This window comes from Salinicoccus luteus DSM 17002 (genome assembly GCF_000712035.1).
GTDB lineage: Bacteria > Bacillota > Bacilli > Staphylococcales > Salinicoccaceae > Salinicoccus > Salinicoccus luteus.
Map to the genome: position 1 here is coordinate 305,153 of NZ_JONV01000007.1, position 19,716 is coordinate 324,868.

Annotated in this window: 20 protein-coding genes; 4 read left to right on the plus strand and 16 right to left on the minus strand. The window is 51.9% G+C overall.

Translation table 11 applies throughout. The features are described from left to right. Nucleotides 1–49 precede the first annotated feature (49 nt). From BO53_RS0104165 to BO53_RS0104220, 12 genes are all read right to left on the minus strand, one after another. Nucleotides 50–925 (minus strand): LysR family transcriptional regulator, encoded by an 876-nt coding sequence (locus BO53_RS0104165; RefSeq protein WP_031545757.1) that lies wholly within the window; start codon nucleotides 923–925, stop codon nucleotides 50–52. A gap of 12 nt (nucleotides 926–937) precedes the next feature. Beyond that, nucleotides 938–2,371: a plasmid pRiA4b ORF-3 family protein gene (locus tag BO53_RS0104170; protein ID WP_031545760.1), complete on the minus strand. Its 1,434-nt coding sequence runs from the start codon at nucleotides 2,369–2,371 to the stop codon at nucleotides 938–940. 12 nt (nucleotides 2,372–2,383) lie between these two features. Beyond that, nucleotides 2,384–3,898 (minus strand): gluconokinase, encoded by a 1,515-nt coding sequence (gene gntK, locus BO53_RS0104175; RefSeq protein WP_031545761.1) that lies wholly within the window; start codon nucleotides 3,896–3,898, stop codon nucleotides 2,384–2,386. 97 nt (nucleotides 3,899–3,995) lie between these two features. After that, entirely contained in the window at nucleotides 3,996–5,357 is a 1,362-nt protein-coding gene (locus tag BO53_RS0104180) for a GntT/GntP/DsdX family permease (RefSeq protein WP_031545764.1), read from the minus strand. A gap of 20 nt (nucleotides 5,358–5,377) precedes the next feature. After that, nucleotides 5,378–6,526 carry a galactonate dehydratase gene (gene dgoD / locus BO53_RS0104185; RefSeq protein ID WP_031545766.1) on the minus strand — a complete coding sequence of 383 codons (1,149 nt, stop codon included), beginning with the start codon at nucleotides 6,524–6,526 and terminating at the stop codon, nucleotides 5,378–5,380. Nucleotide 6,527: 1 nt separating this feature from the next. After that, nucleotides 6,528–7,154 carry a bifunctional 4-hydroxy-2-oxoglutarate aldolase/2-dehydro-3-deoxy-phosphogluconate aldolase gene (locus tag BO53_RS0104190; RefSeq protein WP_031545768.1) on the minus strand — a complete coding sequence of 209 codons (627 nt, stop codon included), beginning with the start codon at nucleotides 7,152–7,154 and terminating at the stop codon, nucleotides 6,528–6,530. Nucleotides 7,155–7,165: 11 nt separating this feature from the next. Beyond that, nucleotides 7,166–8,113 (minus strand): sugar kinase, encoded by a 948-nt coding sequence (locus BO53_RS0104195; protein WP_031545771.1) that lies wholly within the window; start codon nucleotides 8,111–8,113, stop codon nucleotides 7,166–7,168. Next, nucleotides 8,104–8,871, minus strand: a complete 768-nt coding sequence (locus BO53_RS0104200; RefSeq protein WP_031545773.1) for an IclR family transcriptional regulator — start codon at nucleotides 8,869–8,871, stop codon at nucleotides 8,104–8,106. Before BO53_RS0104200 ends, BO53_RS0104195 begins: the two co-directional genes overlap by 10 nt. Nucleotides 8,872–9,119: 248 nt before the next feature. Beyond that, nucleotides 9,120–10,625 (minus strand): sodium:solute symporter family protein, encoded by a 1,506-nt coding sequence (locus BO53_RS0104205; RefSeq protein ID WP_051683006.1) that lies wholly within the window; start codon nucleotides 10,623–10,625, stop codon nucleotides 9,120–9,122. Then, entirely contained in the window at nucleotides 10,626–10,868 is a 243-nt protein-coding gene (locus BO53_RS0104210) for a hypothetical protein (protein WP_031545778.1), read from the minus strand. Nucleotides 10,869–11,054: 186 nt separating this feature from the next. Next, nucleotides 11,055–11,684, minus strand: a complete 630-nt coding sequence (locus BO53_RS0104215; protein ID WP_031545780.1) for an SDR family oxidoreductase — start codon at nucleotides 11,682–11,684, stop codon at nucleotides 11,055–11,057. Nucleotides 11,685–11,775: 91 nt separating this feature from the next. Then, nucleotides 11,776–12,627 carry a fumarylacetoacetate hydrolase family protein gene (locus tag BO53_RS0104220; RefSeq protein ID WP_031545782.1) on the minus strand — a complete coding sequence of 284 codons (852 nt, stop codon included), beginning with the start codon at nucleotides 12,625–12,627 and terminating at the stop codon, nucleotides 11,776–11,778. 154 nt (nucleotides 12,628–12,781) lie between these two features. Between BO53_RS0104220 and BO53_RS0104225 the strand changes: the two genes are divergently transcribed. Beyond that, the gene (locus BO53_RS0104225; protein ID WP_031545784.1) at nucleotides 12,782–12,985 is read left to right on the plus strand and encodes a helix-turn-helix transcriptional regulator; all 204 of its coding nucleotides are present in this window, start codon (nucleotides 12,782–12,784) and stop codon (nucleotides 12,983–12,985) included. 73 nt (nucleotides 12,986–13,058) lie between these two features. Here the strand turns inward: BO53_RS0104225 and BO53_RS0104230 are convergent, their stop codons facing one another. The 3 genes from BO53_RS0104230 to BO53_RS0104240 form a co-directional block, all read right to left on the minus strand. Continuing rightward, a complete protein-coding gene (locus BO53_RS0104230) occupies nucleotides 13,059–14,252 on the minus strand; it encodes an MFS transporter (protein ID WP_031545787.1) in 1,194 nt (397 codons plus the stop codon). A gap of 15 nt (nucleotides 14,253–14,267) precedes the next feature. Next, a complete protein-coding gene (locus BO53_RS0104235) occupies nucleotides 14,268–14,675 on the minus strand; it encodes a MarR family winged helix-turn-helix transcriptional regulator (protein ID WP_031545790.1) in 408 nt (135 codons plus the stop codon). Between the two features lie 113 nt (nucleotides 14,676–14,788). Beyond that, nucleotides 14,789–15,769 (minus strand): LacI family DNA-binding transcriptional regulator, encoded by a 981-nt coding sequence (locus BO53_RS0104240; protein WP_031545792.1) that lies wholly within the window; start codon nucleotides 15,767–15,769, stop codon nucleotides 14,789–14,791. A gap of 102 nt (nucleotides 15,770–15,871) precedes the next feature. Here BO53_RS0104240 and BO53_RS0104245 point away from each other — a divergent pair, with 102 nt between their 5' ends. Together BO53_RS0104245 and BO53_RS0104250 are read left to right on the plus strand one after the other, a co-directional pair. Then, nucleotides 15,872–16,510 (plus strand): bifunctional 2-keto-4-hydroxyglutarate aldolase/2-keto-3-deoxy-6-phosphogluconate aldolase, encoded by a 639-nt coding sequence (locus tag BO53_RS0104245; RefSeq protein ID WP_031545794.1) that lies wholly within the window; start codon nucleotides 15,872–15,874, stop codon nucleotides 16,508–16,510. A gap of 2 nt (nucleotides 16,511–16,512) precedes the next feature. Next, the gene (locus BO53_RS0104250; RefSeq protein WP_031545796.1) at nucleotides 16,513–17,520 is read left to right on the plus strand and encodes a sugar kinase; all 1,008 of its coding nucleotides are present in this window, start codon (nucleotides 16,513–16,515) and stop codon (nucleotides 17,518–17,520) included. A 61-nt stretch (nucleotides 17,521–17,581) separates the two neighbouring features. Here the strand turns inward: BO53_RS0104250 and BO53_RS0104255 are convergent, their stop codons facing one another. Further along, the gene (locus tag BO53_RS0104255; protein WP_031545798.1) at nucleotides 17,582–18,433 is read right to left on the minus strand and encodes an SDR family oxidoreductase; all 852 of its coding nucleotides are present in this window, start codon (nucleotides 18,431–18,433) and stop codon (nucleotides 17,582–17,584) included. A 95-nt stretch (nucleotides 18,434–18,528) separates the two neighbouring features. On the opposite strand from BO53_RS0104255, the gene BO53_RS0104260 reads away from it, so the two are divergent. Further along, entirely contained in the window at nucleotides 18,529–19,698 is a 1,170-nt protein-coding gene (locus BO53_RS0104260) for an ROK family transcriptional regulator (protein WP_031545800.1), read from the plus strand. The last annotated feature ends 18 nt before the right edge of the window (nucleotides 19,699–19,716 follow it).

A 19,716-nucleotide genomic window follows, 5' to 3' on the forward strand; every position in this document is an offset into this window, starting at 1 on the left:
GGAAATAGACATTATTTATCAAAGTGTATAACTTATTGGAATATCATTATCAATCCTCTTTTTTACTGAAGTCAATTGCACTCAGATACTCGATGAATGTTTTCACAATTTTGATGTTTTCCGTTTTTTTGGAATAGAACATCCATGAGTGTCTAACTATCAACTGATTGTCTTCATCAAAGATATCATTGATGTGCATACCGGGAACATCTTCCACCACGAACTTTGGTAGTATGGCATACCCTAAACCAGAAGCCACCATCTCTCTGCATATGTCCGTTCTTGACACAACAATTGATATGTTGGGAGTCTGGCTGTAATTCTGCATCCACCACCTGTCTATCAGTTCGTGCAGTTTATAATCAGTACGATAGTCGACCCGTTCAGCTTCAGGAAGCTTTCCCAAATCCAAAGGTTTCATCGAAGCAATACACATCGGTTCCTCAAAGAGCAGATGTTTTCCTTCCCGCCATGTATAGTCCCCACGGACGAATGCTATATCCACTTCATCGTTCTGCAGTTTCTTTAGCATATCCTGGCTCCATCCCGTTTCGACTTTGAATTCAACTTTGGGATACTTCTCCTTAAAACCCGATAGAACTGCAGGCAATCTGTATCTCATCATAAAATTGGAAGCACTGATTTTTATTGTTCCTGATAACGATTCATTCATCCTTTGAATCCCATTTTCAATACTTTCTACTTTCTTGATTATCCTTGAAGCTTTATTCGCCAGAAATTCCCCTTGTGGCGTCAACTGGGAACCTCTATTTGTCCTATAGAGTATATTGACATCGAGCTCTTTTTCCAATTGCTGTATCCTTTTGGTCACAGCCGGCTGGGTCAGATATATCTTCTTGGAAGCACGTGATATATTACCTTCTTTACTGATTGTTTCTAGAATTATCCAATCTTTAAAATTCATGTACGCACTCCTCTATAATTCCATTCCGTCCATATTGAACTCCGTCAGCGGATGGGATTTTGCGAACAGCTTCTCGATCTGATGGTTGATGGCGGTAATGGGGTAGCGTTCCCGGTAGTTCGTCGCCCGAACCTTCTCATATGTCGGTACGTAGTCGGGATGCTTCGGATCCCTGAGGATCTCGAGCACATCCGGCAGGAGCCGAGCACCCCCTATATTTTCGATCGGCGCCGGTCCTTCGTAGTGCCGGATGACGGGAATCGCCCGATGGATGTTCGCCGTCTCCCGGAGCACAGCCTCGACCCGGTAGGCATCGCCATATACATATTCAAGCGGATTGAACTGGTCGAATACGGCGTCGACCTGGGTGAAGCTTGCGGTCATATGCATGCCGACCGGCTCCGCTTCATTCATCTGATTCAACGTTTCGAATATCCTGATGTCCCCTGTCCTGAACTCTATGTCATGCTTGCGCTGCCAACCCATCGCCTTCTGGATGACGAGGTGCAGTTCGAAGAAGTTGATGCCGGCCGGGATGATGATCTCCCGTCTGATCGGAAAATCGATGTCCTTGACGGTGAGGTCCATGACATAGGCATTGTAGTCCCCACCCCGCTTCTTTCGTCCGGCAGGCTGCGGGCTGCGCCTGTGCTTTTCTTCAACCGTCCTGAAATTGACCTCTGCAAGCGCCTGGCGCACCGCCTCATGCATGACATAGTAGTCGGCATGGACTTTGACGAGCAGTCCGACCTCCTTTGCCGCCTCCCACCTCGAGTTTGCTTCATAGACATTGAAGCCCTTCTCCACATTCTCCCTGATGAGCGTGTATTCTTCAAAACCGAGATGAAGCAGGATGCCTTCGAGATATTTCGGGTGGGTGACGACTGAAGTGATGTGCCTCAGATAGTCCTCCTTCTGATGGCCATCCGGCTCGACATTGAGCCGTTTCAGGGTCGCACGCAGCGTCCGCCATGTCAGATTGTCGTACAGCCAGTAGATCGGACCCTTATAGATGCGGTCGAGCTGGCGCACCTCCTCCGGATCCAACGGTTCGTCCTTGTGGATGTACATCGGATGGGCCGGAAGCATCCCGCTCTCCTTCAATATCTTATGGAGGCCCTGGATGATGTCATGATGGATGACGCCCGCCCCGTCCCCAGCCTCAAGTATGTACTGGTAGTCGATCAGGACGGGATAGCTGCCGACGTCATATGCCACATAGTGCAGATGATCACTGCTCTCGATGTCCACCAGATGTCTGATGAGCTCGACTTCCGTCATCGTCAGCATGCCGGCCACGGGCGACTCTGCACCGAGTCCGCCGACTTCCGCCTCCTTGTACGCCACAAGTGCTTCAATCGACTCGAAGGACCGGTCATTGATCAGGTTGGCGCGTACGAGTTCATTCTCCTGCAGAAAATGAATGAAAAACTGATGCAGATCCATTGTGCCGCCTCCTCATCTGATTTCGTCCATCCGGTTGTAGAATGGCTCCAGTGCCCGACCAAGCTCGATATAGACACTCATGATCTCCTGGTACTTCATATATACCGCCTCATCCGGAACATATGCATCACTTTCCCCGACAAACTGTGAAGCTTCATCCAAATCCTTCATTTCGCCGATGGCGTAGAGGCCGAGCAGGCAGGCACCGAAGGCACTGGATTCATACGACTTCGGCACGGTCAGCTGTTCGCCGAACACGTCGGCCATGAGCTGCTTCCACATCTCGCTTCTGGCGAAACCGCCGCTCGCCTTGATGCTGCCCACGGTATCCATCTGCTCCCGGAGCGCCAGATACACACTGTACAGGTTGTAGATGACGCCCTCCATCGCGGCACGGATCATGTGCTTCCGCTCATGCGACAGTGTCAGTCCGTAGAAGGAGCCGACCGCCTTCGCATTCCAGAGCGGCGCCCGCTCCCCTGCGAGATACGGGTGGAAGATGAGGCCGTTGCTTCCCGGCCCGACATCCTTTGCCGCCTGTGTCATCACTTCATACGGGTCCTTGCCGGAGGACTCGGCTTCGCCGACCTCCTCCGTACACAGTTCATCCCGGATCCACCTCAGGATGACGCCCCCGTTGTTCACCGGCCCGCCGATGACGTAGTGGTCATCCGTCAGATGGTAACAGAATGTCCGCATCTTCACATCCGTCTTCGGGGCATCGATGACCGTACGGATGGCACCGCTTGTGCCGATCGTGATCGCAATGTCCCCTTTTTGGATGGCATTGACGCCGAGATTCGCAAGCACACCGTCACTTGCGCCGGTGATGACCTTCGTCTTCTCGGCGATGCCGAGGTTCTGGTGCATTCTGTTCAGCGATGGGTACACTTTCGTCGTCTCGACGATGTCCGGCAGCTGGGCCTGATCCAGTCCAAGGATTTCAAGCACTTCCGTGTCCCACTGTGACGTTTCCAGGTTCATCATGCCCATACTGCTGGCCACCGACTTGTCCACTTCATAGACGCCGGTCAAGTGGTGCAGCACATATTCCTTGATGCCGACGACCTTGCCGATCCGGCTGTACATTTCGGGATGCGCCGCCTTGAAATAAAGCAGCTTGATGAATGGGCTCATCGGGTGGATCGGCGTACCGGTCCGCCTGTATATCCCGACGCCGCGCTCAGTATTCCATGCCTCCGCAACATCTTCACTGCGCCGGTCGGCCCAGGTGATGCATTCGGTCAGGCGGCTGCCCGACTTGTCGAGCAGGATCATGCTGTGCATGGCGGACGAGCAGGATATGAACTCGATGCTGTTGCCGCAGCCGTTGCGCGCGACAAGCGTCCTGATCGCCTCCATCGATTTCTCCAGGATCTCATCCGGGTCCTGCTCTGCAATATGTACATTCGGTGTATGGAGTGGATAGTGCTGCGTCTCCTTGTCTATGTATTCACCCGTCGTATTGAACAGCACCGCTTTTACTGCGGTCGTTCCCAGGTCCAGACCCATCATATATTTCTTCATGTCGACTCCCCCTTCTATTTTCCTGTTGCTTCTATTATATGGCTTTTTGGCCGCGTATACAAAAACCCCATGCTCGGCATGGGGTGGAACCTTCATTCTATATGAAAATGCTGATGATGAATACCACAATGAAACCAGTCAGACCGATGATGGTCTCCATGACCGTCCACGATTTCAGCGTCTCCCCGGTGGTCATGCCGAAGAAGCGGTTGACCAGCCAGAAGCCGGAGTCGTTGACGTGGGAGAGTACAGTCGCACCACTTGCAATGGAAATCGCGATCAGGCCGAGTTCCGGCTGGCTGACCGGGCTGATGGAGATGATCGGTGCCATGAGACCCGCACCTGTGACCATCGCCACCGTTGCAGACCCCTGGGCGACACGGACGAATGTCGTGATGACGAATGCTGCAACGACAAGCGGCAGTCCGGCACCGACGACGAGGTTGCCCATGACGTCACCGACGCCACTCTGGATGAGGACTTCCTTGAAGACCCCACCGGCACCTGTGATCAGGATGATGATACCTGCAGGTTCCAGCGCTTTCGTCGCAATATCCTGCACTTCGTCCCGGCTATAGCCGCGGCGTGTACCGAGCAGCATGAATGTCAGAACGACCGTGATGATCAGTGCAACGAACGGGTGACCGACGAACTGGATGCTTTCAGCAAACTGGTTCGTGGAATCTTCACCGACGATCGCACCTGTCACCGTGTTGGCCAGGATGAGTACAAGCGGAATCAGGATGAGTGAGAATACGAGCTTGAAGCTCGGCATGTCGCGCTCTTTACGCATTGCACTGACTTCGTCATCCAGCTTCTGATAATCCGGAATATCCAGGTGGATCTTGCTTCCGATGAACTTACCGAAGACGGGACCTGCAAGGATCATGGCCGGGATACCGGCTGCGATACCGAAGAGGATGACCCAGCCGAGGTCCACGCCGAGCATGGCTGCCACTGTCATAGGTCCCGGTGTCGGCGGCACGAAACTATGCGCCACCGCAAGACCTGCGAGCAGTGGAATACCATAGTACAGCAATGATTTCTTCGTCTTCATCGCAAGCGAGTAGACGATTGGGATCAGGATGACCAGCGCCACATCCAGGAAGACCGGGATGGAGACGAGGAATCCTGTAAAGCCAAGCGCCCACTGCGAGCGGCTCTCCCCGAATTTGTTGATCAGTGTGAGGGCCAGACGTTCGGCACCTCCGGATACTTTCAGCACTTCACCAAACATGGCACCGAGGCCGACGACGACCGCGATGAAGCCGAGTGTACCACCCATGCCGGTTTCGATGACATCGATGATGTCCATCGGACTCATGCCTGTGGCCAGACCGATGAAGAGTGATGCGATAAGCAGGGAAACGAATGCATGAAGCTTCACCTTCATGATCAGAAACAGCAGTAGTGCGATTCCAAGGACGGTCGCAATGACCAGCCACATTTCATTAGACATATATTATACCCCTTTCAGTTTTACCATTCTGCGATGCTGCCATCCTTGTGCGTCCACACCGGATTCTTCCAGTTGTGTCCAGCCAGGCTGCGTTCCCTGACATAGTCTTCATTGATCTCGATGCCGAGCCCCGGCTTCTCCAGCACTTCGACATGTCCATCCGTATATTCGAAGACGGAAGCGTCGGTCACGTAGTCCAGTATGTCATTGCCCTTGTTGTAGTGGATGCCGAGGCTCTGCTCCTGGATGATGGCGTTGTGGCATGTCGCATCGACCTGGATGCATGCCGCAAGCGCAATCGGGCCGAGCGGACAGTGCGGTGCAGCCGCCACATCATGTGCTTCCGCCATGGACATGATCTTCTTGCATTCTGTGATGCCGCCGGCATGTGAGAGGTCCGGTTGGATGATATCGGCATACCCGTCCTTGAGCAGTGTCTTGAACTGCCATTTTGAGAACATGCGCTCTCCTGTGGCGATCGGGATGGATGTATGCATCGCGATATCCCTCAGGTTCTCATTGTTTTCCGGCAGGGCCGGCTCTTCAATGAACATCGGCCGGAACTGTTCCAGTTCCTTCGCCAGCACTTTTGCCATCGGCTTATGTACACGGCCATGGAAGTCGATGCCGATGCCGAAATCCTTGCCGCACATCTCACGGATGGAGGCGACACGCTCGAGCACATCATCGACCTTGCTGTAGGAATCGATGTATTGAAGCTCTTCAGTGGCATTCATCTTAACGGCCGTAATGCCCTGGTCCTTCAGTTCGAGGGAGGCCGCTCCAACATCCTGCGGGCGGTCGCCGCCGACCCAGGAGTAGATCTTGATCCGCTCGCGTGCCTTACCGCCGAGCAGCTGGTGGATCGGTGCGTTGTAGTACTTCCCCTTGATGTCCCAAAGCGCCTGGTCGATGCCGGCCAGTGCGCTCATCAGGATCGGTCCGCCCCGGTAGAAGCCGGCACGGTACAGCTCATTCCATATGCCTTCGATGTTCATCGGGTCTTTGCCGATGATCGTATCCATCATTTCTACAACGGCCGCCTTGACCGTCGCTGCCTTGCCTTCGATGACCGGCTCGCCCCAGCCGATGAGACCATCGTCCGTCTCTACTTTGAGGAAAAGCCATCTCGGCGGTACCGTAAACAGTTCGTAGCTTTTTATCTTCATCCTAATCCACCTCGGCTTTCAGTTTCTGTACACGCTCACCAATCTCTGCAAGGAGTGCGTCATCGACCGTACGATTCGACGGCACCAGGGCGGAGTTGATTCCGACCGCCAGAGCCCCCGCATTCAGGTAAGCCCGGATATTGTCCGGGTTCACTCCCCCTGTCGGCAGCAGCCCCAGATCGTTCATCGGTGCAAGCACATCCTTGATATAGCCTGCCCCAAGTTGTCCGGCAGGGAATACTTTGATCATCTGGGCGCCGGCCAGATAGGCCTCATAGATCTCCGTCGGCGTGTAGCAGCCTGGAATATAGAGGATGCCGCGGGCTTTGGCGTATTGGAGCACACGTTCACCGTAAGCCGGTGCGAGCAGAAATTGGACGCCAATGTCCACACAGGCTTTAGCCGCCTCCACCGTCAGCACCGTTCCGGCACCGAGTATGATTTCATCGCCGAACTTTTCCTTGAGCTCCTTGAGCGTCTCCTTCGCATTCGGGGAGTTGAGCGCCACTTCGATGACCCTGAAGTTGTTCTTTACGAGGGTGTCGACGATCTTCACCGCATCCTCCGTATCGTATCCGCGCAATATGCCGATCATCTTATGATCCTTTATCCTGCCAAGTACTGTCATTGATATCCCACCTATCTTTTTACTTTTTCATCGTCGTTTGCGTTAAGCATCGCTTCTATCGTTTCCCTTGAAGGAAAGCCCTGGTAGTCCCCGACGAACTGGGTGATGTAGCCGCCGAGGAAGCAGGCGGTCCGTATCATCTCGCGGGGTGATGTGTCCTCGAGTATGCCAGAGACCACGCCCGCTGCGAATGCATCACCTGCGCCGACCGGATCGATCTCATCAAACTGCTTCGGATTGTCCACCCTGCCGCGCTCCCCGGCAATATCGTACAGGGCCCCGGACTTGCCAAGCTTGATGATGGTGCTGCCACAACCGAGGCTCCTGAACTTCTCCATGGCCCTATCGGAATCCTGATGTCCAAGCAGTATTTCAATTTCCTGACGCCCGGCAATGAGATAGTCCACATGCGGGAGGAATTCGAGGATCGTCTCTCGTGCTTCTGATTCGGACCACATCTTGAGCCGGATGTTCGGGTCGAACACGACCTTCACTTCCTCATCGAGTGCGCGCACCACACTGAAAAGCATCTCTTTTGTCTGCTGGCTCAAAGACAGGGTGATGCCTGTCAGATAGAGCACCTTCGCCCGATTGACCGCATCCATGTCGATATCGTCCAACGTCATACGGCTTGCTGCGGAATTTTCACGGTAGTATGTGACATCCACCGATCCATCAGGTGAAATCTGCTTGAAAAAAACACCAGTGCGGTCATCCGTCATGCCGACGGCAGTCGTATCCACCCGCTCCGCCCGCACCTTGTGCAGTATGAACTCCCCGAGTTCGTCCTTACCGAGTGCCGATGCCCATGCCGTACTGTGTCCCAGACGGCTGAGCCCGATCAGCGTGTTCGTCTCGGCCCCTGCGACGAACGGCTTGAAGCCATCCGCATGCCGTATGTATCCTGAAGGCTCATTGACCAGCGCCACCATCGATTCTCCAATTGCGACTACATCCATTTTTCCACACCTCCTGTAAATCCTTGGGTTTCTGAGATTTCCTTTGCCGCCTGTGTCACGATGCCCACAATTTCACCCCTTTTTGAAAGGACCTTCGGCTTTGATCCTGCACAGCTGATTGCTGCCGTCATTCCGCCATGATCTCCATATATCGGTGCAGAGATGCAATAGACACCGAGGTCATTCTCCTCATCATCGATGGCATATCCCTGTTCGCGGTATTCCGCCGTCTCTTTTTTGAGCACTTCGCGGTCCGTGATGGTCTTTTCGGTGTAGGCATCGAGCGGGATCGTTTCGAGCAGGGACATTCTTATGTCACCGCTTTCAAAAGAAAGAAAAGCTTTGCCGAGGCCCGTGCAGTGCAGCGGTTTGCGCATGCCCGGCTGGGCGGTGGTGCGTGCGGAATCTTCACTGTCCACTTTCGCCAGATAGATGATTTCATCCGCAGAACGTATCGCAAGGAAGACCGTTTCACCCGTCTTCATCGCTGCATCCCTCAGAATCTCGATGCTCGCGCTGTAGATGTCATTGCTCGTGCGTGCCTTGTTGCCTGCAATGATCAGCTTGTGTCCGAGCTTATAGATGTTGCCTTCCGATTTGTTCAGATAGCCTTTATTGACCATCGTCAGAAGCAGCTGGGACATGCTGCTCTTCGGAATCCCCAATTCCTTGGAGAGCGCCATCAGAGAAATGCCACCTTCAATCTTCGTCAAATATTCGATGATATCCAATACCCTTTCCGCCGACTTGACCGACATGGCGTCACCTCCCCTTCGCTTTAGTTCTCATATGTAAACCGTGTTCCTGTATATGAACTTAATGTTAATATAATATGTGCCTTCCCTCCTGTCAATGAAAAATGTAAGGGCTTGCATCATTTTTCCTAATACAAAAAAGCATCTGTTCCACAATGGAACAGATGCTGTCAATTTGAATGGATATGTGTGGATATGATCAACTGTACTCGCACCGCACACTAAGGAGCCACAGTACGTCCTGCCCACTCCTACCTCACTGCCTGGGTTGCTTCCTGGCCATCCATACTGGATACCGCATCCTTTGTCGGGGCGGTGCCGAAAGCGAAACTGCCCGCGACATAGATGATCAGATTGATGATGAGCCCCCACACGCCACTGAAGATGCCGAGTGGCGTCAGTCCGGCAAATGTGAATACCGCCGCAACGAGTGCACCGGTGAGCATGCCGGCAAACACGGATTTTGCATGGCTCCGTTCCCAGTAGAGGCCCAGGATGATGGCCGGTGCCACCTGGACAAGAATCTCAAGCTTAAGGACAAAAACCTGATACAGTGTGCCGGGCGGGTTCCATGCAACCATCAGCAGGAACGCGACCGCGATGACACCGACGATCTTGCCGACCATTATCTTCTTATTGTCGGAAGCCTCCCGATTGATGTAGCGTCCGTATATATCCTTCGACACGATGGATGAGAATGTCAGCAGTACGGAATCGGCAGTGGATACGATGGCTGCAATGATTCCGCCGAACAGGAGCACCATCGCGATGTAGAAGATGATGTTCTCATTGGCGATGGCGCTGGCCATCATTCCGACAATCTGTTCTGATTCCTCCACGCTGAGGTCCGGGAAGGCGGTATAGGCAAGGATTCCGATGACGAATACGACACCCGCCGTCAAAAACGGCATCCATGCCATCTGCGTAAGGGACCGTTTGAGCGACCGTTCACTCTTGGCGGAGAAGATCCGCTGGATGGCATTCGGGTAGACTGCCGCCCCGATGCCGACGAGTATAAGGAAGTTTGTCCACCGGACCAGTCCACCGCCCTCCGGCACCCCGAGGTTCTCAGGGGAATATGTCCGGATGTAGTCTCCGGCCGCCGGCAGTCCGCCGAAATAGACGATTGTGCCGATCAGCAGCATGAATACACCGACGAGCAGTGCGATGCCCTGCATCGTATCCGTATAGGCGACCGAGCGCATACCGCCAAGCCAGCCGTATACCACCATGATGACGATGAAGAATATGACACCCGCCTGGTATGGCACTGTGCCGCCCGTCAGTCCTGCGACACCCTGACCGATTGCAATCAGCTGCTCGAGCAGGAAGTTGCCGAGTGCATACAGCATGATGATTGCTGCGAGTATGGAGACCGCTTTGGAATTGAACTTCATTTCCAGCCAGTCCACCGGTGTCACGATATTATGCTTCTTGCTCAGTTTGTACATTCTCGGTGCAAACAGCAGATACACCAGAATGATCATGATGAAGAATGGGATGCTCACAAGATTGGCATACCCGACGCGGTACGCCTCAGCGGAATAGCCGATGACGGTATTACCACTGTATTGGGTGGCAAAGAAAGTGAAGAACAGGACCATCGTCCCAAGTCCTCTGCCTCCGAGATAGTATTCTTCCAGACTGCTATGTACGTGCTTGTTTCTCATATACGTCCCGACGCCGATCAGCAGCATGATGATGCCGTAGAACAGCATGATCAGAATGCCGGACGTCCCTGAAAAGGCCAGTTCCATCTACTTCTCCCCCTCTCCTGATTCTTCTTCGTCCTCAACCTCCCAGTGGTACCGGATGACATATGTGATGTAGAGCGACAACACGACCGTCACTCCCATGATCACCAGTGCCCAGAGCGGTACGCCATAGACCAGCACCGGGTCTCCGGACGGGAAATACCAGGGATTCAACAGGATGAAAATGATGAGGAAGCCGATCCATATCCTGTAGTTCATGATCGGTTCCCGTGTTTTCTGCTTCATCTGCTCACCTTCCTTATGATTGGTTCCAGGCCCACTCCAGAGCGGATGCCAGGATATAATTACCGATACATTAACACTTCTACACAAAATATTCTACATTTTCTGAATTTTTATTTAATGAAATCGTTTTCATTCAGGAAAAACAAAAACCCGGCTGACTGAGCCGGGTCGATCATCGATATGAGTCTATAGGATTTCAGCAACCGGGGTGTCCCCGCTGATGAGATAATAGAGCTTATTTTCAGGTTTTGCATTGATGATTTCAATTAGTACACTTGCGACATCCTCGCGCGGCACTTCCCCATAGCGCGTTTCACCTTCATATTCATAGAAGTCCACCGAACCTTTGCCGGCATCATTCGTCAGCCTTCCGGGACGGAGGATGGTATAAGGGACACCGGATGCTTTAAGGTGTTCATCTGCACGGAATTTCGCATGCATATATGGACGCATGACATCATCCGCCTCTCTAGCCTTTTCAACACCCATTCCGCTGACCATCACAAAGTGCTTCACACCATGTTCCTTGGCAAGGTCGATCGATTCCATCGCGCCTTCCTGGTCGATCAGGATCGTCTTGTCGGCACCCGTCTTCGCACCGGAACCAGCCGTAAACAGCACCAGGTCGATATCTTCAAAAGCATGCGAGAAATCCTCCTCCAGGTCACCGATGACGGTCTTTATGCCCTGTTCGTGCAGCGCCTCGGCCTGCGCTTCCTTGCGTACCATTGCGACCGGGTCATGCTCGCTTTCCTTCAACTTTTCGACAACCATTCTGCCGATCTGGCCATTTGCGCCAATTACCAATATTCTCATTACATGTTCGCCTCCTCGAATGTCTATGGTTCCATGGTGCGCTTCAACCGGAAACAAATCAAATGGAATGCTTGGGATGGGCAGGGGCCTTCTACTCCGCTTCCATATATGTGACGAGCCTGCCCAGCTGCTCGATTTCAACGATGACTTCATCACCGTCCTTAAGCCATGGCCGGCTGCCTTCTTCATGGCCCATCGCCACACCTTCCGGGGTACCTGTCAAAATGACATCCCCCGGTTTCAGCGTCATATAATGTGAAATATAGCTGACCAGCTTCTCGCACTTGAAGACCATATCATTCGTGTTGGAGTCCTGGCGGACCTCCCCGTTTACCCTGCAGCTGATTCGCAGTTTATTCGGATCCTCTATTTCATCCTGCGTGACGAGATACGGACCCAAAGGACAGAACCCATCCAGGTTCTTACCCAGCAGCCACTGCCCGCTTCTGAACTGGAAGGTCCGTTCGGACAGGTCATTTGAGGCACTGTAGCCGAATATGTAGTCTTCGGCATCTTCCTCACTGATTTCCTTGGCTTCCCTGCCGATGATGATGGCAAGTTCGGCCTCATAATCCACCTGGGAAGCTTCAGATGGGATGCCGACCGTCTCCCCGCTCCCCGAGAGGCTGTTCCTATACTTGCTGAAGAGAATCGGATGGTCGGGAATCGGCATGTTGGATTCATCTGCATGCTTCCTGTAGTTGAGCCCCACACAGACGATCTTTTCAGAGCAGTCGATTGCCGGTCCGAGGTCGATCTTATGCGGATCCATGAAGAAGTCGCACTCCTCCTCATACGCAAACTGCAGGAATTCTTCCAACCCTTTATAGCGTTCAATCGCCTCGATCATTGTCGGATAGGAACCTGAAATATCCAGGACACCTTTTTTCGTCAGCACGCCTGGTTTGAGCTTTCCATCACTATAAAAAGTCAAAAGTTTCATACCTATTCCCTCCATCAGTATATGTCGTTTCCAAAAGATTATATCACAATTTTGCGAAAATACACGATTTGACCATTCTGTTTTCACTAATGACAATTATAGTTGTCATTATGACAAATTTAATATATATTGTTATCAAGAGGTGATGAGGATGATGAGAACACGCCTGAAAGAGCTGCGTGCCAGGGAAGGATTCAACCAGACGGAGCTTGCGAAACGTGCCAAGGTGTCGAGGCAGACCGTCAGCCTGATTGAACGGGAGGAGTATATTCCTTCTTTGCTTATTGCCAAGCGCTTTGCAAAGATTTTCAACGAACCCATAGAAAATATCTTCATATTCGATGAAGAGGAACTTTAAACGCAGTACATTTCCCAAGGGTAGAAAAAACCAGCATCTTCCGATGCTGGTTTTTAGGCATTCCATATTTTCATCATTGCTGTGACATCCGCTTCTCAGCACTCTCATGGCGTCCATAGACGACATGGAAGATCCCCATGGCAAGTAGTATGGAGATGACGAGGAACTGATAAAGTCCTCCGTAGCCGATCGACGGTACGAGGAAACCGAGGAAAAAGGGTCCGAAACCGAGTCCAATCTCAAGCATTATGAAATAGGTGCTGGTGGCAAGCCCCACGTTCTCACGGGAGGCCAGGTTAACGCAGACGGTCTGTGCAACGGACTGGAAATTTCCATAGCCGAATCCTATGAGGACACTGGAAGCCAGCAGGACGACGCCCGTCGTCGCGCTGCCCAGTACGAAGAATCCGAGAGCCATCAGTATGAATGACGGATAAAGGACAATGTTGGCACCCTTCTGGTCCATCAGCCGGCCTGTGAATGGACGCGTCACCGTAATGGATATGGCATAGACGATGAAGAAGAAGCTTGCTGCAGTGACAAGGCCCACTTCATCCGCATACATGTTCAGGAAGGATAGGACGCCTGCATAGGCAAGTCCCATGAAGAGGATGGAAAAGCCCATCGGCAATGCATCCCTATCGATCATCCTGAATCCCCTCACCGTCGGCTTCATCGGCCGCTTGACGTTGTTCGTCCGGACCATTGGTATCATCAAGGCCACAATCAGTACCATTCCCGCAACCAGCAGAAGCATCATACGGTAGGATATGGAACCTGCAAGCAGGAAGCCAAGGAACGGACCGACTGCAGAACCGAGCACAAAGCTCAGACTGAAGTAGCTGATGCCCTCGCCCCTGCGGTTTTCAGGCACAGATATCGTGGCCAGCGTATTGAGGGCCGTACTGATCAGTCCCGTAGCAAAACCATTCAGGAAACGCGTGGCAATCAACAGCGACAGGCCACCCTCGATGAAGTACAGACAGTACGTGACAAAGAACATCGCCGTACCTATATAAAGGAGCCGCCTTGCTCCCAGCCGGTTGATCTGTTGGCCCGTCAATGCGCGGCCGACAAGAACACCAACGATGAAAATACTTGCTACGAGTCCAGCCGTACTGGGTGAAGCATTGTAGTTGTCGATGGCAAAGCTTCCGATGGTGACCATCGATACATACATGGAAAACATGATGATGAAGTGGTACATGAATATGACGACGAATTCCTTCGTCCATATTCTATCGTTTGAATACTCGCTGTTCTGCAAAGTGGCACACCCTTCCTATAAATTCATTCTCCTGAGTGAACGGATCAGCATTTCCATCTCTTCATGGTCGAAATCCTCCAGGACTTCTCGCTGCATCGCATTCATCCTGCCGCTGACTTCATCAAACAGATCTTTGCCGGATTCCGTCATCCTCAGATATTTGATGCGGCGGTCCTCCCCCTGTTTGGACTCGATGAGGCCGAGTTCAAGCAGATGCTTGATCACCTTCGTCGCCGTCGGCTTTTCGATGCCCCTCCGCCGGCTCACATCCACTGAGGTCGTCGTACCGTTCTTTGCGATATCTTTAAGTATCAGCCACTGTGAGCTGTACAGATTGTATGATGAAAGGATGGTGTTCGCCCGGTTGATATAGGGACGGTATATTGCAATATAGGCATCAAATAATTCCTGTTCGATACGCATTGGACAACCCCCTTGGTTAGTTAGACTAACTAATTATATAGCGTGCATAGTTACAAGTCAATTTATGCAAACGGTTACTTTTAAAATAAATGAAAAACCGGCGCATCGGCCGGTCATCTTTCCATAAGCGCCCCTTTATAGCTGTGGATTCGATGTTCTGTGGATGTTTCATTTTCAACCCGCCCCATCACCGTCCGATACGCCTCTTCTGCAATGTTTTCAATCGGCTGGGCAATGGTCGTAATTTTCGGCCTGTATACGTTGGCAAGCGGAAGATCGTCAATCGCAACAAGGTGGTTTTCTGCTTCCAGATTCAAACTGTGGGCGTTGGCATATTCCAGAAACGCCATCAGTGCAAAGTCGTTCGCGAGTACTATGCCACTGGATGGCCGCTCTTTGAATTCTGCTTCAATCCTTCGATACAGTGCATCATTGGTATCCGTAATGGCGTGGTGGGAGGCATCCATTCTTTCTGCAATATTCCTGAATGCTTCGAGCCGTTCAATCCGTGGTGTAAGCGCCATGTCATCCGAAGCACCGATATAGTAGAAATGCTCCACTGCACGACCCTTTAGATGATCAAGCGCAAGGGAAATCGCCTGATGGTTGTCCAACTTGAATGCGGGGATATCTATGTCTTTGACATACCGGTCGATGAAGACGATTGGGAACTGCTGGGCGGCAAGTTTCCTGTACAGATCATCATTCCCCCTCGTCGGCATGATGATGAGTCCATCCACCTGTTTCTCAAGGAGCCCATCGATGTACTTGCGTTCCTTCTTCGGGTCATCGTCGGCATTGCATATGATGAGGTTATAGCCGTCACGATCGCAATAGTCCTCGATCTTTCTCGTCATACCCACTGCAAAATGGTGCAGGATGTTCGACACGATGATGCCGATGGTCTTTGTCGATGCACTCTTCAAGTTCCTCGCCATATAATTGGGGCGATAACCCAGGGATTCAATCGCCTTAAATACCCGTTCCTTCGTCTCCTCCCCCATGTAGTGGTACCGTCCATTCAAATATTGGGAAACGGTGCTGGTGGAAACCCCAGCCTCTCGTGCAACATCTTTGATTGTCACCTTTTTCATGATATAATACCCCTAACTACTAAATCGTTTTAGTAAACTGTTTATTACTTAATGTATAGCCAAAGTGGTGAACAGTCAAGATATTTGAGGAGGACAAATTTAATGAAGAAATTTGATGTTCTGAATGAAATTCGTGAAAACTACCTGATTGCGGTTGTCCGGGGCAAAGGTTTCGAGGATACGGTGAAGATGATTGAAAACATCATCGAAGGCGGTATTAAAAACATCGAAATCACCTACACGACACCGAAGGCAAGTGAGCTGATCGAGCATTTTGCCACAAACAGTGAAGCGTGTGTCGGCGCGGGTACGGTCATGTCCAGGGAGACAGCGGATGAGGCGATCCGTCGCGGCGCGCAATATATCGTCAGCCCACATTTCGACAAGGATGTCGCAGCACTCTGCAATCTGAACCAGATTCCCTACCTGCCTGGCTGTGCCACGGCGACGGAGGTTGCAGAAGCGATGAAATCAGGCGTGGATGTGATCAAGATCTTCCCGGGCGGCGTTCTCGGTGCATCATTCATCAAGGACATCAAAGGACCGATGCCACATGCGAACCTCATGCCTTCCGGCGGCGTCAATAAGGAGAACATGGCAGACTGGATCGAGAACGGCGCCTTTGCCATCGGCATCGGCAGTGCGCTCGCCAAAGGCTATGACGGATCGAACCCAGGAGTCGTCAAAGAGAACACTGAAGCATTCGTCTCAACCTATCAGAAAGCCGTGAAAGGGGAATAACCATGAAATTCATTACATTCGGAGAAATCATGATGCGCCTGAGCACCGAAGCATCCGACACTTTCAAGACAGCCGACCAGATGAATGTCAACATCGGCGGCAGCGAGATGAATGTCACAATGAGCCTGGCTGCTTCCGGCGTCGATACTGCAGTGATCACTTCCCTGCCGGACAATGCCTTCGGTCAGCGTACCCTCTCACTGCTCAAGAGCAATGATGTGGAGACGCGCCATATCCGCATGAACGGCCAGCGCATGGGGACATACTTCCTGGAACAGGGATTCAATATCCGCTCCTCTTCAGTCGTCTATGACCGCAAGTATTCGAGCTTCGAGCAGTCTACGGTGGATGACTATGACTTCAAGGCCGCCTTCGAAGGATATGACTGGTTCCATTTCAGCGGCATCACACCCGCCCTCAACAAAGAACTTCAGAAGGTGCTGCTCCAGGCGGTGGAGACGGCCAAGGAGATGGGCCTCAAAATCAGTGCCGACCTCAATTTCAGGGGCAACCTCTGGTCTTTTGATGAAGCACGGTCGACGATGCCGCAGTTCATCAAGTACTGCGATGTCATCTTCGGCTATGAGCCGATCGAGCTGAAGGAGGATGGCAAAGAGGTCAAGGACGGCCTCGAGCGCAATCCCGATGCCGATACCCTGGCGCCGATACTTGAAAAACTGCATGCTGCATATGATATAGAATATATTGCATTCACCCAGCGCACCGTCGTCCATTCCAACAGGAACATCATCAAGGGGATGCTGTCTTCGAAGGATGGAATCAGGGAAACGGATGCCTATGAAGTGGAGATCCTCGACCGGATCGGCACGGGTGACGCCTTCACCGCCGGTGTCATCCACGGACTGATGAATGGCCTCGGGGAACAGGATACCCTGCAGAATGCACTCGGCAACATGCTGTACAAGCATACGATCAGCGGAGACTTTACTACAGAAGATATATCAAAGATGGCGGATGTCCTCGATGCGACGAGAGAAGTGAAGAGATAGGGAAAAAACAGGCTGCACCCACTATGGATGCAGCCTGTTTCATTGTTCATATGATTCCACCTTAGACACCAGAATATGCTGAGAACCCGCCATCGACCGGAATGACAATGCCTGTGACAAAGCCGGATGCCTTATGGTCTGCCAAATAGAGCAGTGTGCCGAGCAGTTCTTCCGGTTCGCCGAAACGTCCCATCGGCGTGGCATTGATGATCTTATGGCTTCTGTCCGTCAGGTTGCCGTCCTTATCGAAAAGGAGGTCCCTGTTCTGGTTCGTTGCAAGGAAGCCCGGTGCCATGGCGTTTACTCTGACGCCCGTCCGTGACATGTAGACGCTGAGCCACTGTGTGAAGTTGCTGATTGCAGACTTCGCACCGCTGTAGGCCGGAATCTTGGTCAGCGGGGTGAAAGCGTTCATGGATGATACATTGATTACACTGGCGTGCGCTTTCGGTGCCATGTCCCTGCCAAAGATCTGGGAAGGGATCAATGTCCCCAGGAAGTTGAGCTTGAAGACGAAATCGATGCCGTCCGTATCCAGTGCGAAGAAGTTCCTGACATTCGGGTCATCGAGCTTGTCGAGATCCAGATACTCATCTTCAGTGGACGCAGATGGATCATTGCCGCCGGCACCGTTGACGAGGATGTCGCAAGTACCGAGGGATTTATTCACGTCTTCATGTGCTTTCTCTACAGATGTCTTATCTGTAACATCACATTGGACTGCGATCGCCTCCCCGCCTGCCTCCTTTATTTCAGAAGCCACCGTTTCGCAAGACTCGAGTGTGCGTCCGAGGACGGCAACTTTCGCACCAGCATCCGCAAGTGCACGGCAAAAGTATGAACCAAGGACACCGCCACCGCCCGTCACGACTGCAACCTGGTCTTTAAGATTTGTATTGAAAGGGGTAGTCATCATTCTTCCTCCTATTTTATGGTAAATGAAATTGCTCATTGTATAACTATTTGGTAATATTAGTTTATCTAACAAACCAAAACGAGGTGTACCTTATGGTTACTGGTGATTCGAACTATATTAAAACGATGAACCGCAAACTTGTACTTGAAGATATCATCCGCAGCCGCTCCATTTCAAGGGTGGACATATCAAAACGCACCGGACTGAACAAGGCGACGGTCTCTTCACAGGTGAATGAACTGATCGACCAGTCCCTGGTCATAGAAAAGCCGGTTGAAAACTATGCACAGCCCGGCCGTCGGCCGATCATCCTGGAACTTGATCCGATGAGCACATATTCCATCGGCATCGATATCGACCGTTCCCATATACGCATCATGCTCATCAATCTTAAAGGCATGACCATCTACAACAACATCCATGATTTCGACATCCGTCATACGGACACACTTGCCGAACTGCTGCCTACTCTACTCGAGCCCGTCATCAGCCAGTACAATGAAGTCTATCGGCCGAACCAGCTCGTCGGCATCGGCATCAGTCTCCATGGCATTGTCAATGCCGAACTGGAACTGCTCTACTCTCCGCCGCAGCAGCTTGATTTGAAGCCGCTTCTGTCCGAGCTTGAGGAACGATTCGAAGTGCCTGTCCATATCGACAACAACGCCAATATGTCCGTCCGTGCCGAACAGTCGTTCACTGCATACGAGACGAACCTCTACAGTATGACGCTGTCCAGTGGTATCGGGCTCGGCATCCTGCTGAACAATGAAGTGTTCCATGGCTTTTCCGGCTATGCCGGTGAGGTTGGACATATGATCATCAAGCAGGACGGCATCGAGTGCCGATGCGGAAACAGAGGATGCTTCGAGCGCTATGCTTCAGACGAGGTCCTCACCCGCTCGCTTGCCGACGCAGGCATCTCCCTCATTGAATTTCCGACATATGAATCCCTGAAGGCGGACGAGAAGGCGAAGGCCATATTCGAAGACTACATCTCCTTCATCACCGTCGGACTGAACAACATCATCAATGTCTTCAATCCTAAAAAGCTGGTCATCAACAGCACCATATTTTCGAAATATCCGGAACTGCTTGATGAACTCAAGCCCGGCCTTACATCATCGTTCATCGATTATGGGGACATCCTCATCTCGCCGCTCGGTACACAGTCCAGCGCCCTCGGCGCAGCACTTGTCCCCCTTGCGAAATTCCTCGATATCAACCATTTCGATCTGAACGCCTATCATATTGCCCATTAATACGAGAAAAGGATAAGT

What these genes read in the sequence shown, in the direction of transcription:
- BO53_RS0104205 (WP_051683006.1), bottom strand. Translation starts at nt 10,625, where the DNA reads ATGGAACTGGCCTTTTCAGGGACGTCCGGCATTCTGATCATGCTGTTC.
- BO53_RS0104250 (WP_031545796.1), top strand. Translation starts at nt 16,513, where the DNA reads ATGAAATTCATTACATTCGGAGAAATCATGATGCGCCTGAGCACCGAA.
- BO53_RS0104240 (WP_031545792.1), bottom strand. Translation starts at nt 15,769, where the DNA reads ATGAAAAAGGTGACAATCAAAGATGTTGCACGAGAGGCTGGGGTTTCC.
- BO53_RS0104195 (WP_031545771.1), bottom strand. Translation starts at nt 8,113, where the DNA reads ATGGATGTAGTCGCAATTGGAGAATCGATGGTGGCGCTGGTCAATGAG.
- BO53_RS0104180 (WP_031545764.1), bottom strand. Translation starts at nt 5,357, where the DNA reads ATGTCTAATGAAATGTGGCTGGTCATTGCGACCGTCCTTGGAATCGCA.
- BO53_RS0104255 (WP_031545798.1), bottom strand. Translation starts at nt 18,433, where the DNA reads ATGACTACCCCTTTCAATACAAATCTTAAAGACCAGGTTGCAGTCGTG.
- BO53_RS0104260 (WP_031545800.1), top strand. Translation starts at nt 18,529, where the DNA reads ATGGTTACTGGTGATTCGAACTATATTAAAACGATGAACCGCAAACTT.
- dgoD (WP_031545766.1), bottom strand. Translation starts at nt 6,526, where the DNA reads ATGAAGATAAAAAGCTACGAACTGTTTACGGTACCGCCGAGATGGCTT.
- gntK (WP_031545761.1), bottom strand. Translation starts at nt 3,898, where the DNA reads ATGAAGAAATATATGATGGGTCTGGACCTGGGAACGACCGCAGTAAAA.
- BO53_RS0104235 (WP_031545790.1), bottom strand. Translation starts at nt 14,675, where the DNA reads ATGCGTATCGAACAGGAATTATTTGATGCCTATATTGCAATATACCGT.
- BO53_RS0104210 (WP_031545778.1), bottom strand. Translation starts at nt 10,868, where the DNA reads ATGAAGCAGAAAACACGGGAACCGATCATGAACTACAGGATATGGATC.
- BO53_RS0104190 (WP_031545768.1), bottom strand. Translation starts at nt 7,154, where the DNA reads ATGACAGTACTTGGCAGGATAAAGGATCATAAGATGATCGGCATATTG.
- BO53_RS0104225 (WP_031545784.1), top strand. Translation starts at nt 12,782, where the DNA reads ATGAGAACACGCCTGAAAGAGCTGCGTGCCAGGGAAGGATTCAACCAG.
- BO53_RS0104170 (WP_031545760.1), bottom strand. Translation starts at nt 2,371, where the DNA reads ATGGATCTGCATCAGTTTTTCATTCATTTTCTGCAGGAGAATGAACTC.
- BO53_RS0104215 (WP_031545780.1), bottom strand. Translation starts at nt 11,684, where the DNA reads ATGAGAATATTGGTAATTGGCGCAAATGGCCAGATCGGCAGAATGGTT.
- BO53_RS0104220 (WP_031545782.1), bottom strand. Translation starts at nt 12,627, where the DNA reads ATGAAACTTTTGACTTTTTATAGTGATGGAAAGCTCAAACCAGGCGTG.
- BO53_RS0104245 (WP_031545794.1), top strand. Translation starts at nt 15,872, where the DNA reads ATGAAGAAATTTGATGTTCTGAATGAAATTCGTGAAAACTACCTGATT.
- BO53_RS0104165 (WP_031545757.1), bottom strand. Translation starts at nt 925, where the DNA reads ATGAATTTTAAAGATTGGATAATTCTAGAAACAATCAGTAAAGAAGGT.
- BO53_RS0104200 (WP_031545773.1), bottom strand. Translation starts at nt 8,871, where the DNA reads ATGTCGGTCAAGTCGGCGGAAAGGGTATTGGATATCATCGAATATTTG.